Source organism: Nonomuraea longispora (assembly GCF_004348345.1).
GTDB classification, from domain to species: Bacteria; Actinomycetota; Actinomycetes; order Streptosporangiales; family Streptosporangiaceae; genus Nonomuraea; species Nonomuraea longispora.
In genome coordinates this window covers 1-13,732 of record NZ_SMJZ01000230.1, presented here as the reverse complement: position 1 = coordinate 13,732, position 13,732 = coordinate 1, and the positions used below count along the sequence as shown (strand labels likewise).

Annotated in this window: 12 protein-coding genes, 1 rRNA gene, 1 pseudogene and 1 riboswitch; of the genes and pseudogenes, 5 read left to right on the top strand and 9 right to left on the bottom strand. The window is 69.2% G+C overall.

Features of this window, described 5'->3' with window-relative positions:
* Nucleotides 1–77, bottom strand: a 16S ribosomal RNA gene (locus E1267_RS37955); the annotation flags it as partial.
* 502 nt (nucleotides 78–579) lie between these two features.
* Here E1267_RS37955 and E1267_RS37950 point away from each other — a divergent pair.
* Nucleotides 580–2,670: a S9 family peptidase gene (locus tag E1267_RS37950; protein WP_132340175.1), complete on the top strand. Its 2,091-nt coding sequence runs from the start codon at nucleotides 580–582 to the stop codon at nucleotides 2,668–2,670.
* Nucleotides 2,667–3,665, top strand: a complete 999-nt coding sequence (gene mgrA, locus E1267_RS37945; RefSeq protein WP_132340173.1) for an L-glyceraldehyde 3-phosphate reductase — start codon at nucleotides 2,667–2,669, stop codon at nucleotides 3,663–3,665. The genes E1267_RS37950 and mgrA overlap by 4 nt, the downstream gene beginning before the upstream one ends.
* On the opposite strand, the gene E1267_RS37940 is transcribed toward mgrA, so the two are convergent.
* A complete protein-coding gene (locus tag E1267_RS37940; protein ID WP_246064511.1) occupies nucleotides 3,634–6,066 on the bottom strand; it encodes a lysylphosphatidylglycerol synthase transmembrane domain-containing protein in 2,433 nt (810 codons plus the stop codon). The genes mgrA and E1267_RS37940 overlap by 32 nt on opposite strands.
* A 150-nt stretch (nucleotides 6,067–6,216) precedes the next feature.
* Here E1267_RS37940 and E1267_RS37935 point away from each other — a divergent pair, with 150 nt between their 5' ends.
* On the top strand, nucleotides 6,217–8,223 hold the full coding sequence (locus E1267_RS37935) for a molybdopterin-containing oxidoreductase family protein (protein WP_132340171.1): 2,007 nt from the start codon (nucleotides 6,217–6,219) through the stop codon (nucleotides 8,221–8,223).
* Here E1267_RS37935 and E1267_RS46920 read toward each other — a convergent pair.
* The 3 genes and pseudogenes from E1267_RS46920 to E1267_RS47480 all read right to left on the bottom strand — a co-directional run bounded on the left by E1267_RS46920 (nucleotide 8,210) and on the right by E1267_RS47480 (nucleotide 9,433).
* Nucleotides 8,210–8,680, bottom strand: coding sequence for a GNAT family N-acetyltransferase (locus tag E1267_RS46920; RefSeq protein ID WP_246064512.1), 471 nt, complete (start codon nucleotides 8,678–8,680; stop codon nucleotides 8,210–8,212). The genes E1267_RS37935 and E1267_RS46920 overlap by 14 nt on opposite strands.
* Nucleotides 8,681–8,722: 42 nt before the next feature.
* Nucleotides 8,723–9,118 (bottom strand): annotated as a pseudogene (locus E1267_RS46915) (GNAT family N-acetyltransferase); the annotation flags it as partial.
* A gap of 39 nt (nucleotides 9,119–9,157) precedes the next feature.
* Entirely contained in the window at nucleotides 9,158–9,433 is a 276-nt protein-coding gene (locus E1267_RS47480; RefSeq protein WP_281283741.1) for a GntR family transcriptional regulator, read from the bottom strand.
* Between E1267_RS47480 and E1267_RS37920 the strand changes: the two genes are divergently transcribed.
* Nucleotides 9,432–9,881: a hypothetical protein gene (locus E1267_RS37920; RefSeq protein ID WP_165960020.1), complete on the top strand. Its 450-nt coding sequence runs from the start codon at nucleotides 9,432–9,434 to the stop codon at nucleotides 9,879–9,881. The two genes, E1267_RS47480 and E1267_RS37920, sit on opposite strands and share 2 nt — an antisense overlap.
* Nucleotides 9,882–9,888: 7 nt before the next feature.
* Here E1267_RS37920 and E1267_RS37915 read toward each other — a convergent pair whose 3' ends face one another.
* From E1267_RS37915 to E1267_RS37905, 3 genes are all read right to left on the bottom strand, one after another.
* Nucleotides 9,889–10,272: a VOC family protein gene (locus E1267_RS37915; RefSeq protein ID WP_132340165.1), complete on the bottom strand. Its 384-nt coding sequence runs from the start codon at nucleotides 10,270–10,272 to the stop codon at nucleotides 9,889–9,891.
* Between the two features lie 31 nt (nucleotides 10,273–10,303).
* Nucleotides 10,304–10,618, bottom strand: a complete 315-nt coding sequence (locus E1267_RS37910; protein ID WP_132340163.1) for a DMT family transporter — start codon at nucleotides 10,616–10,618, stop codon at nucleotides 10,304–10,306.
* A 32-nt stretch (nucleotides 10,619–10,650) separates the two neighbouring features.
* Nucleotides 10,651–10,717: riboswitch (guanidine-III (ykkC-III) riboswitch) on the bottom strand.
* Between the two features lie 17 nt (nucleotides 10,718–10,734).
* Entirely contained in the window at nucleotides 10,735–11,568 is an 834-nt protein-coding gene (locus E1267_RS37905) for a class I SAM-dependent methyltransferase (protein WP_132340161.1), read from the bottom strand.
* Between the two features lie 101 nt (nucleotides 11,569–11,669).
* Between E1267_RS37905 and E1267_RS37900 the strand changes: the two genes are divergently transcribed.
* Entirely contained in the window at nucleotides 11,670–13,475 is a 1,806-nt protein-coding gene (locus E1267_RS37900) for an acyl-CoA dehydrogenase (protein WP_132340159.1), read from the top strand.
* 36 nt (nucleotides 13,476–13,511) lie between these two features.
* Here E1267_RS37900 and E1267_RS37895 read toward each other — a convergent pair.
* Nucleotides 13,512–13,732: hypothetical protein (locus tag E1267_RS37895; RefSeq protein ID WP_220449871.1), on the bottom strand; the 221-nt coding region annotated here is incomplete at its 5' end.

The window sequence follows — 13,732 nt, the reverse complement described above, 5'->3', positions numbered from 1 at the left end:
GGGCCTTTCCGCTCGACTTGCATGTGTTAAGCACGCCGCCAGCGTTCGTCCTGAGCCAGGATCAAACTCTCCAAAAAAGGTCTGAACCCAACCAACAAAAAGGAATCCGTCAACACCAGCCACAAAAAGGGCTGATGGACGGGGTTGTGCATCATGCACTGGCTTTTAACACACTGTTGAGTTCTCAAGAAACGCACGCATACATCCCCACCGAGATTCCACTGAACCCAGCCCGGAGGCGTTCATTTCGTTGTGCCTTAACTCTTTCAGCCGTTCAAGTCTCTGTCAAATTGACCGGACCTGCTCGACCTGCGGGAATTAAGCGCCGCCCCCTTTCGGAGACAACCCCTCCAACTTACCAGCCCGTAGAGACTGCGGCGAACCGATCTCCAGACCTGGTGGTCACAGGGGAGTGCCGGCGACCCACGGCACAACACGCCAAACATCACCGGAGTGAGAGGAAGTGGTTGTGCCGCACCGCGTCGGCTCCTCAAGATTAGCAGCGCTCCCGACCTCTCGGGACTCGTTCGTCGGGCTCCACGGCCACAGATCGATTACAACCGAACATAGACTCCCCACGTGAGCAGCAACACGCCACCAGTGGCGAAGAAGGTCCGGACCGAGCGCACCCATCATGGCGACACCGTCGTCGACGAGTACGCCTGGCTGAGCAACAAGGAAGATCCTGATACCACCGCCTATCTGGAGGCGGAGAACGACTTTCTCAAGAAGGAGACCGCTCACCTCTCCGACCTCCAGGAGCAGGTGTTCCAGGAGATCAAGGCGCGCACCCAGGAAACCGACCTGTCGGTGCCGAGCCGCAAGGGCGCCTGGTGGTACTTCACCCGTACGGAAGAGGGCAAGCAGTACGGCGTCTCCTGCCGCGTCCCCGCGGACAGCCACGCGCCCCCGGTGATCACGCCGGGCGAGCGGCTCGACCGGGAGCAGGTCATCCTCGACGGCAACGAGCTGGCCGGCGACAGCCCGTTCTTCTCGGTCGGCGCCAGCGCCGTCAGCCCCGATGGCACGATGCTGGCCTTCTCCACCGACTACAAGGGCGACGAGCGCTTCACGCTGAGGTTCAAGAACCTCGAGACGGGCGAGGTGCTCCCCGACGAGATCACCGACATCTTCTACGGGGGAGCCTGGTCGGCGGACGGCTCGGCGTTCTTCTACACGCGCGTGGACGACGCCTGGCGCCCGTTCCAGGTCTACCGGCACGCCCTGGGGACCCAGGAGGACGTGCTGGTCTACGAGGAGGGCGACGAGCGCTACTGGGTGGGCATCGGGCTGACCAGGAGTGAGCGTTACCTGGTGCTCAGCGCGGGCAGCAAGGTCACCAGCGAGGTGCGCGTCCTCGACGCGATGGATCCGGCCGGCGAGTTCACGGTCGTCCGCCCCAGGAAGACCGGCGTCGAGTACGGCGTCGAGCACGCGGGCGACTTCTTCTACGTGCTCCACAACGAGAACGCCGAGAACTTCGAGCTTGCCACCGCCCCGCTGGACGACCCCGGCTCCTGGACCCCGCTGACCCCCCACAGGGAGGACACGAGGCTCCTGGAGATCGACGCGTTCTCCGACCACGCCGTGGTGCACTTCCGGCGTGAGGGGCTGACCGGCCTGCGGGTGCTGCCCTACGGTTCCGCCGGCGGCACCTGGCGGGAGCGGGTGGAGGCCTCCGAGCGGAACGCGTACGAGATCGACTTTCCCGAGCCGTTGTACGACGTCGGGCCGGCGGGCAACCCCGAGTTCACGACCACGCGGCTGCGGCTGGCGTACACGAGCATGGTCACCCCGCCCAGCGTGTACGACTACGAGCTCGACTCGCACGAGCTGATCCTGCTCAAGCGGCGGCCGGTGCTGGGCGGCTACGACCCGGCCGACTACGAGCAGTTCCGCGAGTGGGCCACGGCCGAGGACGGCACGAAGATCCCCGTGTCCATCGTGAAGCGCAAGGACACGGCCACGCCCGCGCCGACCGTGCTGTACGGGTACGGCAGCTACGAGACCTCCATAGACCCCGGCTTCTCGATCGCGAGGTTGTCGCTGCTCGACCGCGGGTTCGTCTTCGCCGTAGCCCACGTCAGGGGTGGCGGCGAGCTGGGCCGCCGCTGGTACGAAGAGGGCAAGCTGACCAGGAAGCGCAACACGTTCACCGATTTCGTGGCGGTGTGCCGCCACATGAAGGAGAGCGGCTGGAGCGAGCGGGTCATCGCGAGGGGTGGTTCGGCCGGTGGGCTGCTCATGGGCGCGGCCACGAACCTGGCGCCCGAGTTGTTCGCGGGCGTGGTGGCCGAGGTGCCGTTCGTCGATGCCCTGAACACCATCCTCGATCCGTCGTTGCCGCTGACCGTGATCGAGTGGGACGAGTGGGGCAATCCGCTGCACGATCCCGACGTCTACGCCTACATGAAGAGCTACACGCCGTACGAGAACGTGGACGGCCGGCCGTACCCGCCGATCCTGGCGATCACGAGCCTGAACGACACGCGCGTCCTCTACCACGAGCCGGCGAAGTGGATCGCGCGCTTGCGAGCGACGGCGGGCGGCGGGCCGTTCCTGCTCAAGACCGAGATGGGCGCCGGGCACGGCGGCCGTAGCGGACGCTACGACGCCTGGCGTGAAGAGGCGTTCGCGCTGGCGTGGATCATCGAGAGGGGCACGTCATGACCTATCAGGCCGACGACCGGCGTTACGAGCGCCAGCCGTACGTCCGCAGCGGACGCAGCGGACTGAAGCTGCCGGCGGTGTCGCTGGGGTTGTGGCACAACTTCGGCGACAACCGGCCGGTCGAGACGTCGCGGGCGATCCTGCGGCGGGCGTTCGACCTCGGGGTGACACATTTCGACCTGGCCAACAACTACGGCGTCCCGTACGGGTCGGCGGAGCGGAACTTCGGGCGGATCTTCCGCGAGGACTTCGCGCGCCACCGCGACGAGCTGATCATCTCCACCAAGGCCGGGTTCGACATGTGGCCCGGCCCGTACGGCGAGTGGGGCTCGCGCAAGTATCTGCTGGCCAGCCTCGACCAGTCGCTTGAGCGTGTGGGCCTCGACTACGTCGACCTCTTCTACAGCCACCGTCCCGACCCGGAGACGCCGCTGGAGGAGACCATGGGGGCGCTGGACCGGGCCGTGCGCTCGGGCAAGGCGCTCTACGCGGGCATCTCCAACTACCCGGCGGAGCAGACCACGCAGGCGGCGCGGATCATGCGCGAGCTGGGCACGCCGCTGCTCATCCACCAGCCGTCCTACTCGATGATCAACCGGTGGATCGAGGACGGGCTGCTCGACACGCTGGAGGAGGCGGGCATGGGCTGCATCGTGTTCTCGCCGCTGGCGCAGGGCGTGCTGACCGACCGCTACCTCGACGGGGTGCCGGCCGACTCGCGCGCGGCCACCAGCCGTTTCCTCCCGCAGGAACGGATCGACCGCGAGCTGGCGCGCGACCTGAACGAGATCGCCAGGGGACGCGGGCAGACGCTGGCCCAGATGGCGTTGTCGTGGGCGCGCAGGGACCCGCGGGTCACGAGCGTGCTGATCGGCGCCAGCAGCGTACGTCAGCTTGAGGACAACGTGGCCTGCGTGGACGGCCCCGCCTTCACCGAGGACGAGCTCGACGCGATCGACAAGATCACAGGGCCTCGTGCCGCTGGAGGTAGGTGAAGGAGGCCCAGCCGGGCAGCACCGGCAGCCAGAACGTGAGCAGCCGGTGCAGCAGCACGGCCGACGTGGCGAGTTCGGCGGGCAGCCCCGCCACGGTGAGGCCCAGCGCGAGCGCGCCCTCGACCGCGCCCAGCCCGCCGGGGGTGGGCGCGGCCGAGCCGATCGCGTTGGCCGTGAGGTAGACGACGGCGACGGCGGTGAAGCTGAGCTCTCCGCCGAACGCCGCCACGCACGCGTCGAGGCAGACGATGAACGTGATGGTGATCATGAGGGTGCCGAGGCCCGCCTCGATCATCTTGCGCGGCGACTGCAGCACGTCGAGCAGGCGCGGCAGGACGTTGGAGAAGAGCCTGCTCATCCGCGTGGTGACCAGCCTGCGCAGCGGCGGCACGCCGAGCACCACCACGACCAGCAGCGCCACCGCGAGCAGCACCACGACCAGCCCGCGTGACGGCGTGAACGCGGTGTTGGTGGTGGAGCCGGTGATGTAGGCGAACAACAGCAGCAGCGCGATGTGGAAGATCAGCATGATGAGCTGGGAGGCCCCCACGCTGGCGACCGCGCTGGCGGGCGAGATGCCGCGCTTTTGCAGGTAGCGGGTGTTGATCGCGACGCCGCCCACCGCCGCGGGCGCGACGAGCTTGACGAACGAGGCCGCGAACTGCACGAGCACCGTACGCCAGAGCGGGAGGTTCTCCGGCACGAACCCGCGCAGCATGAGCGCGGCGGCCACGAAGCTCCCGAACGAGGCGAGCAGCGCCAGCCCCGACCACGCCCAGTTGGCGGTGGTGACCACCTGGTAGACGTTGACCTGGCTGAGCTGGGACAGCAGGAAGTACGCGGCCAGCGCGCTGGCGATGATCGTGATCAGGGTGCGCGGCCTGAACCGCTCCAGGCGCACCTCTTCGACCTTGCTCTGCGGCTTGAGCGCCACGATGTGCTCGCGGAGCTCGGGCAGCACCTGCTTGGCCTTGGCCAGGGCCGCGCGGGTCTCCCTGGTCAGCGCGATGCGCTGGAGCAGCGGCAGGGCGGCGGCCAGCGCGTCGGCTCCCATGACGGCGGCGGCGGCCCTGACCGAGCGTTCGGGCCCGACGCGCAGCGCGAGGTAGGTGAGGAGCTGGGCGACGTCGAGCCTGAGCAGCAGGTCTCCCGCGGCGATCTCGCCGCTGCGCGCGTCGGTGAGCACGACCCGGCCGGCGCCGTCGAGGTGGATGCTGTCGCCGGTGAGCCGCCGGTGCGCGAGGCGCTGGATCTGCAGCAGGCCGACCTGCTCCCAGATCTGGGCGAGCAGGTCGTCGCCGATCTCCTCGTCGGGCACCTCGTCGAGGGGGCGCGTCTCGATGTGCTCGTAGGCGAGCAGCGCGGCCTCGGTGCCGATCTCGCTCGTGCCGAGCAGGCGGGGAGTGCTCGCACCTGCGGCCTGCGCGGCGTACGCCATGAGCGCCTCGCGTTCGAGCTCTGCCCGCAGCGACCTGATGGCCCTGCGCCGGGTCTCGGAGTGGAGCCTGATGCGCCGCCACAGGCGGTAGGGCAGCCCGGCCACCTGCCGGTCGCGGTCGAGCACGGTGACGTCGAGGCTGGTGCCGTCGTTGAGCCCGATGGCGTAGCGGCGGCTGCCCTGGTGGTCGTCCTCGATGCGGCGGGCCGAGACCGGCGTGAACGACAGCTTGCGCAGCGCGGCCAGCACGGCGCTGCCGGGCGGCCTGGTGTTGGGGCTGCCGACGCCGTAGAGGGTGGCGTAGCCGATGGCCATGCCGACCAGCACGGTCACGATGGCGCTCGGCAGCGTGATCTGCCTGCCGGAGAAGAAGGCGAGGATGTAGAGGGCGATCGTGGTCCACATCAGCATGCGCCACGTGGGGCGGCGCGAGATGCGCACGGCGGTGGCGTACGCGATCACCGCGGTGAGCAGCGTGTTGAGCGGCTCGATCTTCCTGTCGCCGGTGAGCAGCACACGCAGGTCGTCGACGTTGCCCGCGACCAGCCACTGCCCGAGCAGGAACGATCCGGCGATGCCGATGATCGCGGCGATCAGCCCTTCGGCGACGCGCAGCCCGTCGCGGTGGAAGACCCGTTCGACGGCGAAGGCCGTCGGGACGATCAGCACGGCCGCGCCGCCGAGGAACGCGGCGATCCGGCTGAGCAGGGGGACGAGCTCCGCGCCCTCCTTGACGTCGGCTTCGAGGCCGATGAGCGTCTGCTTGGCCACGAGGGCGAGCAGGACCACCGCGCCGAGCACCGCGAGCGTGGCGAAGAACCGCAGCAGGTCCGACGGGCGGCGAAGGCGCTGCGGAAGGAGCGGCTCTACGACGTAGACGTCTGTGTCCGCGCGCGACTCGGCCACGGCTGGATCCCCCTCCGCGAGGTCCTCCGTGTCATCTCGTTCCCTGATTTCGGCCACCGACAGTGATTCTGCACCTTCCCGCCCGGACCGTACGATCTTTAGGTTTCCAGTGTCCTCAAATCAGCCCCGTAGTCCTCGCACCGGGCAGGCTACACGCTGGAGATCCCACCGTTCACCTCCGATTTCGCGCGACGTAGGCTGTGACCCATGCCGGGTGATCTGAGAGTTCTGGGGGCGTGTCCGCTGGACTGCCCGGATACCTGTTCCTGGGTGGTCACGGTGGAGCACGGCCGGCCTGTCAGTCTCCGCGGCAACCCCGACCACCCCTACACCAGGGGTGCGCTCTGCGTGAAGGTCAACCGTTACCTGGAGCACACACGCGCGGACGACCGCGTACTCCACCCGCTGCGCCGCACCGGGCCGAAGGGGTCGGGCCGGTTCGAGCGCATCACGTGGGAGGAGGCTCTCGACGAGATCTCCGTACGGCTGCGCGGCATCGTCGAGGAGCACGGCGGCGAGGCGATCTGGCCCTATCTGGGCACCGGCTCGCTCGGCTACCTCCAGGGGTGCGAGGGCGTGGCGGGCCGACGGTTCTGGAACATGCTGGGCGCCTCCAAGCACTATCTCAACATCTGCTCGGGCGCCGGCAACAGCGGCCTGCGGCGGACGACGGGCACCGCGGCCGGCATGGATCCGGAGAACTTCGCGCTGGCCAGGCTCATCGTGTTGTGGGGCACGAACACGCTCACCAGCGGGCACCACCTGTGGAAGTTCATCCAGGAGGCGCGGGCCGGCGGCGCGTACGTCGTCGCCATCGACCCCATCCGCACCCGGACCGCCGACCAGGCCGACGAGCACCTGGCGATCAGGCCGGGCACGGACGCGGCGCTGGCGCTCGGGCTGCTCAACGTGGTGCTGGCGGAGAACGCGCAGGACGAGGAGTTCCTCGCCGAGCACACCGAGGGCTGGGACGACTTCCGCGAGGAGATCCTGCGCCACCCGGTCGAGCGGGTGGCCGGGATCACCGGCATCTCGGCCGAGGCCGTCCACAGGCTGGGGATCCGGCTCGCCCGCACCCGGCCGACCGCGCTGCGCGCCACGCACGGCCTGCAGCGGCACGCCGGCGGCGGCACCGCGCTGCGCACGATCGCCGCGATCCCCGGCGTCACCGGCGACTGGCGGCATCCCGGTGGCGGTATCGCCTTCTCCACCAGCGACCACGTGCACCTCGCCGTCGACCGGCGCGACGACCTGCTGGCCCGCCCGGTGCGCACGCGGGTCATGACCAAGCTGGCCTCGCAGCTCGACGACGTGAAGTGCCTGTGGGTGTACGCCGCCAACCCGGCGGGCAGTTCCCCTGACGCCAACGCCATCAAGCGGCAGCTCGCCCGCGAGGACCTGTTCACCGTGGTCATGGAGCAGTTCTCGACCGACACCGTCGACTACGCCGACATCGTGCTGCCCGCGACCATGCAGACCGAGCACATGGACCTGCACGCCGGCTACGGACACCTCTACCTGCTGTGGAACGAGCCCGCCGGGCCGCCTCCCGGCGAATGCCTGTCGACGACGGAGACGTTCAGGCGGCTGGCCCGGCACATGGGGATGACCGAGCCGTCGTTGTACGACTCGGATGTGGAGCTGGCCGAGCAGTTGCTGTCGAGCGGGCATCCATCCCTTGAGGGCATCAGCCTGGACCGGCTCCGCAAGGAGGGCTGGGTGCGGATGAACTACCCCCGGCCTTTCGCGCCGTTCGCCGACGGCTTCCCGACGCCCTCCGGCCGGCTGCGGTTCCCGCCCGCGAAGGAGGCGTACGTGCCGCCCCACGCGGTGCGCGCGGCGGGGTCGTCACCGTACCGGCTGACGCTGATCACGCCGGCGTCGCACCTGTTCCTCAACACGACGTTCGGCAACAACCCGGAGTTGCGGCGGCGGGCCAAGGACCCGGTGGTGCTGGTCAACCCGGCCGACGCCGCGGAGCGGGGGCTGGCCGGCGGCCAGCGGGTGCGCGTGCACAACGACGGCGGCGAGTTCCTGGCCGACGTCGAGATCAGCGACCGCGTGGCGGCCGGGGTGGTGGCCTCGCCGAAGGGGCGCTGGCCGAAGCTCACGCCCGGCGGCGCCAACCCCAACGTGGTCGTGGCGGAGCGGGACGGTGACATGGGCAGGGGTCCCGCCTTCCACGACAACCTGGTCGAGATCAGTCCAGTCTGAGCTTGTAGCCGACGTGCGAGGCCGTGAAGCCGAGGGAGTCGTAGAAGCGGTGCGCGTCCGTACGTGACCTGTCGGAGGTGAGCTGCACCATGGCGCAGCCGCGCGCCCGCGCCCGGTCGACGGCCCACTGGATCATCTTGCGGCCGAGGCCCCTGCCTCGTTCGGGGGCGGCGACCCTGACGGCCTCGATCTGGCACCGCTCCGCGCCCAGCCGCGACAACCCGGCCAGGTAGGTGAGCTGCATGGTGCCCACCACCTTGCCGTCCCGCTCGGCGACGATCAGTTCGTTGTACGGGTCGGCGTCGATCCGCTCGAACGCCGCCAGGTAGCGCTCGTCACCGGGGTCTCCCTCACGCTGGGCCCCGAGCGGGTCGTCGGCCAGCATGGCCACGATGGCGGGCACGTCGTCCTCGCGGGCCCGGCGGAGGAGCAGCGACAACACGTAGTGGGACTCCATGAGGCCGGGGTTGGACGGCAGCGCCATGACCCTGCCGCTCGGGGTGAAGCCCTTGCGGGCGTAGAGCGCGCGGGCGGCGTGGTTCTGGTCGACCGCCCACAGGCCGACCTCCTCCGCGCCGGTGCTCCTCGCCCACTCCACGGCCGTGTCCACCAGCCGGGAGCCCACGCCCTCGCCCCTGGCCTCGGGGGCGACCCACATGGACAGCAGGTGGGCGCCGGTGTCCTCCAGCAGCACGCACACCAGGCCCACGTCCGCGCCGCCACGTTCGGCCACCCACCACCGGGAGCCCGGATTTTTCAGCCTTTCAGCCCATTTTTCAGCCGAGAACGCAACCTCACGGTCGTACGAGGACCCGAAGGCGTCCGGCGAGTCCCGCAGCGCGCGCAGCCGCACCGCCCGCAGCCGCTCCCCTTCATCAGGGCCGAGGTGTTCCATCACGATTTCCCGCATGTCCCGCATGATGCCAGGGACAGGTCAGACGTCCTCGGGCGGTGGCCCCACGAAGTTCCCGATGCCGAACACCGTGCAGATGGTGCCCTCCTCGATCGGCTTGGCGAGCGCCCTGCGCACGGTCGCGCTGGCCATCCCAAACTCATCGACCAACTGGCGCTCGGACGGCAGCGGGTTACCACGCTTGTGGACGCCTGCCGCGGAGCACGAACCCCGACTCCCCCTGACGATCAAATGGGGGCGAAGCCAGGGTTCACCCCCGATGCCCCGAGGGTGACCCGGAAGGCAGCATGAGGCCATGAACGAAATCAGTCGACGCGACGAGGTATCGCTGTCGGGCGCCGCGCTGCGCGGCGCCCCTTGGAAGGCCGCCGCCATCAGCGGCGGCGTCATCTCGGCGACCAGCTACGGCTTCGGTCTGCTCACGGGCGGCGGCGACCTGGTGTGGGCGCTCGGCCTGGGCATCAGCCTGTTCGCGATGGTCGCCGCGATCGGCGCGGTGGCGAAGCCGGAGGACGGCGACCGGGTGACCCGGCAGGCCCGCCTCTGGTCGCTGCGACACCCGTGGAAGTTCGCGCTGCTGCCCGCCGGCATCACGGCCGTGCTCGACTATCCGGTGCAGCTCCTGATCGACGGGGAAGGCGTGTTCGGCTCGGCCGTCCACGCCATGTGGCACGGCGCGCTGGTCTACCTGATCACCGCCATCGTGACGCTCACTCTGCAGGGAAGGGCACGTTCGGCCCGGTGACCCCGGCTCAGCCCTGGGCCTCGCGCTCCTGCTGGCTGCGGCAGACACAGAACTCGTTGCCCTCGGGGTCGCGCATGACCACCCAGCCGGTGCCGTCGGGCAGGCGCCGGTCGTCGGCGATGGTGGCGCCCATGCCGGCCAGCCGCTCGACCTCCTCGTCGCGGGTCCTGCCGTCCATGCCGTTGACATCGAAGTGCACCCGGTTCTTGACGGTCTTGCCCTCGGGGACCTTCAGGAAGAGCAGGAACGGGTCTCGCTCGGTGCGGAGCATGATCTCGTCGTCACCGGGTTCGTCATCCTCGCCCAGCGGCAGGCCGGTGGCCCTGCTCCACCAGCTGGCGATCTCGTACGGGTTGTCGGCGTCGACGGAGACGGCATGAATTTCGATCATCAGGCCACTCAATCCGACACCACCGAAGACGTCAAGCCAGTGTTCGCAGGCCGATGACGCCCGCCAGGATCAGCGCGATGCACGCGATGCGGGGCAGCGACACTTCGTCCCCCATGGCGATCATGCCGAGGATCGCGGTGCCGGCCGCGCCGACGCCGGTCCAGACGGCGTACGCGGTGCCGACCTCCAGCGACTTGAGCGCGTAGGAGAGCAGGCCGAAGCTCAGCACGGCCGTGCCGAGGAACGACAGGGTCCACCACAGGTGGGTGAAGCCGTTGCTGAGCTTGAGCGAGAGGGCCATGGCGATCTCGAAGAGGCCGGCCAGCACGAGAAGGACCCACGCCATGATCAAGAACTCCTTGTGAACGAGACTGTGCGGTTGCGTCGTCTTGTCGTGCCGGGTACGGCGCGTCTCGTCCGGGAGCCGTCAGCTCAATGGCGACAACGAGCGGGCCAGGCCGCTCATTCCCACCAGATCGTGGTCCACCGGTCTCTGGGCATGGGCCACATGCCGAGCTCCAGCACCGTGGCCGCCACCTCTTCCGCCATGGACGGGTCGAGGCAGATGCGGCGGCAGGCGCTGGCGGCCAGCTCCTCCAGCGACGTGAAACGTTCCAGGGGCGCCTCTCGCTCCTCCACCCTGACGGGGTAGCCGAGCGCCGCGGCCAGCGCCACGCAGTCTTCCGCAACGGGCCGTACCGGCCGGTCGACGCCGTGGAAGTGCTGCCACAGCGGCGTCAACCAGCTCATGGGGTGGCGATGCGGCAGCTCCAGCACCACACGCCCCTGCGTGCGGCGGTCGAGCGCGCGCAGGAAGCCGGCCAGGTCGGGGACGTTGTAGACGACGTGCGCGGCGATGGCCACGTCGGCCACGGGCACGTCGTCGGCCACGTCGGGCCAGCGGCCCGTGATCGTGGTGACCGGCACCCCGAGCTTGTCCGCCCGGGTCTCCAGCGCCTCCAGCATGGCCGCCGAGGTGTCGACCGCGTAGAGGTGACCGATGCGCTCGTGCAGCGGCAGCGACGCCGCGCCGGAGCCGGCGCCCACGTCGAGCAGCGTGCCCTTCCCGGACCCCTTGCCTGATCCCATGCCGGACCCCATGCCGGACAGGGCCTCGGCGAGCCGGGTCATGGTCGGGCCGTCGTCGGGCTCGGCCAGCGCACGGTCGGTGCGGGTGACGAACCGCTCGGGCGAGTGGCCCCATGGATCAACGGGAGCCTTGGCCAGGATCGCTTCGGGGATGGCCCAGGATTCCAGTCGCTCCCGCCATCGGGCGGCGAGTTCTTCGGCGTCCATGCAGAGAGCATGCCATGCATAGCCGGGGTTACCCGCGGGTAGCATTTCAGAGTAAGGTTACTGGTCGGTACACCAAACTCGGTTCAAGGAGATCGACACCCATGGGCCACTACAAGAGCAACGTGCGCGACCTGGAGTTCAGCCTTTTCGAGGTGTTCGGCAGGCGCGAGATCCTCGGCACGGGGCCCTTTGCGGAAGTGGACGAGGAGGTCGCCCGCAGCATCCTCGACGAGGTCAACAGGCTGGCCACCGGCGTCCTCGCGGACTCCTTCGAGGAGGGCGACAGGCATCCGCCCGAGTTCGACGCCGCCACCGGCTCCGTGCGCATGCCCGACGGCTTCAGAAGGTCGTACAAGGCGCTGGTCGACGGCGGTTGGGCGCATCTCGACCTGCCCGTCGAGCTGGGCGGGCCAGGCATCCCGCGGAGCCTCGCGTGGGCCACGGCCGAGATGGTGCTGGGCGCCAACCCGGCCCTCTACATGTACGCCGCCGGCCCCAACTTCGCCTACACCTTGTGGCGCGCCGGCAACGACGAGCAGAAGCGCTTCGCCGAACTCGCCATCGAGCGCAACTGGGGCGCCACCATGGTGCTCACCGAGCCCGACGCCGGCTCCGACGTGGGCGCCGGGCGGGCAAAGGCGATCGAGCAGCCCGACGGCACCTGGCACATCGAGGGCGTCAAGCGCTTCATCACCAGCGCCGAGCAGGACATGACCGAGAACATCTTCCACCTCGTGCTGGCCCGCCCCGAGGGCCACGGCCCCGGGACCAAGGGGCTGTCGATGTTCCTGGTGCCGAAATTCCACGTCGACCTCGAGACCGGCGAGCTCGGCGAGCGCAACGGCGTCTACGTCACCAACGTCGAGAAGAAGATGGGGCTGAAGGTCTCCACGACGTGCGAGCTGACCTTCGGCGACAGGCACCCCGCCGTCGGCTGGCTGGTGGGCGACGTGCACGAGGGCATCAAGCAGATGTTCATGGTGATCGAGCACGCCCGCATGATGGTCGGCACCAAGGCCATCGCCACGCTGTCCACCGGCTACCTGAACGCCCTGGAGTACGCCAAGGCCAGGACGCAGGGCGCGGACATGACGAAGATGTCCGACAAGACCGCTCCGCGGGTGACCATCACCCACCACCCCGACGTCCGCCGCGAGCTCATGCTGCAGAAGGCGTACGCGGAGGGCATGCGGGCCCTCGTGCTCTACACCGCCACCTTCCAGGACACCCTGCTCATCGACCCGGACGACCGGCACGCCCAGGCCATGAACGACCTGCTGCTGCCCGTCGTCAAGGGGGTCGGCTCGGAGCGGTCGTACGAGCTGCTCTCCCGCTCGCTGCAGACCCTGGGCGGCTCCGGCTACCTGCAGGACTACCCGATCGAGCAGTACATCCGCGACGCGAAGATCGACTCCCTGTACGAGGGCACGACCGCGATCCAGGGTCTCGACCTGTTCTTCAGGAAGATCCTGCGCAACCAGGGCGCCGCGATCGGCGCCCTGCTGGCCGAGATCAACGAGTTCGCCGGCTCCGAGGCGGGCAACGGCCGGCTCAAGGAGGAGCGCAAGCTGCTGGTCGAGGCCGCCGCCGACGTCAAGGCCATGGGCGACACCATGGCCGGCTGGGCGCTCGCCTCCATGGAGTCGCCGCAGGAGACCTACAAGGTCGGGCTCAACACCACCAGGCTGCTGCTCGCGCTGGGCGACCTGGTGATCGGCTGGCTGCTGCTGCGCCAGGCCGAGGTGGCCCTGGCCAGGCTGGCCGACGGCGACGACCCGTTCTATCTCGGCAAGGTCGGCGCCGCCTCCTTCTTCGCCAAGACCGTGCTGCCGCGACTGGCCGCCGAGCGGCGTGTGCTGGCCTCGACCGGGCAGGAGCTCATGGAACTGCCCGAGGAGGCCTTCTAGAGCCAACGCCGTTCAGTTAGGGCTGGGGTAGCGGCGTCAAGAGCTGGCCGGAAGCATGTTGATGCTGATGGTGGCTTTGTAGGTGGTCCGGTCGATGGCGGGTCCGCGGGCGTTGTATTTGGAGATCGCTCGTTTGACGATGCGGTCTTTGGTGCGGACTCGCCGGGCGGGCAGGAGATGGGCCAGGACGTGACGGCCGATGGTGCCGATCAGGTCGATGTCGATGTCGGTGCTGGTGATGATGCCTGCGGCCAGGA

Coding starts and splice junctions, on each gene's coding strand:
- E1267_RS37935 (WP_132340171.1), top strand. CDS start 6,217: ATGCCGGGTGATCTGAGAGTTCTGGGGGCGTGTCCGCTGGACTGCCCG.
- E1267_RS47480 (WP_281283741.1), bottom strand. CDS start 9,433: ATGGCCTCATGCTGCCTTCCGGGTCACCCTCGGGGCATCGGGGGTGAA.
- mgrA (WP_132340173.1), top strand. CDS start 2,667: ATGACCTATCAGGCCGACGACCGGCGTTACGAGCGCCAGCCGTACGTC.
- E1267_RS37915 (WP_132340165.1), bottom strand. CDS start 10,272: ATGATCGAAATTCATGCCGTCTCCGTCGACGCCGACAACCCGTACGAG.
- E1267_RS37900 (WP_132340159.1), top strand. CDS start 11,670: ATGGGCCACTACAAGAGCAACGTGCGCGACCTGGAGTTCAGCCTTTTC.
- E1267_RS37920 (WP_165960020.1), top strand. CDS start 9,432: ATGAACGAAATCAGTCGACGCGACGAGGTATCGCTGTCGGGCGCCGCG.
- E1267_RS46920 (WP_246064512.1), bottom strand. CDS start 8,680: ATGGAGTCCCACTACGTGTTGTCGCTGCTCCTCCGCCGGGCCCGCGAG.
- E1267_RS37905 (WP_132340161.1), bottom strand. CDS start 11,568: ATGGACGCCGAAGAACTCGCCGCCCGATGGCGGGAGCGACTGGAATCC.
- E1267_RS37910 (WP_132340163.1), bottom strand. CDS start 10,618: ATGGCGTGGGTCCTTCTCGTGCTGGCCGGCCTCTTCGAGATCGCCATG.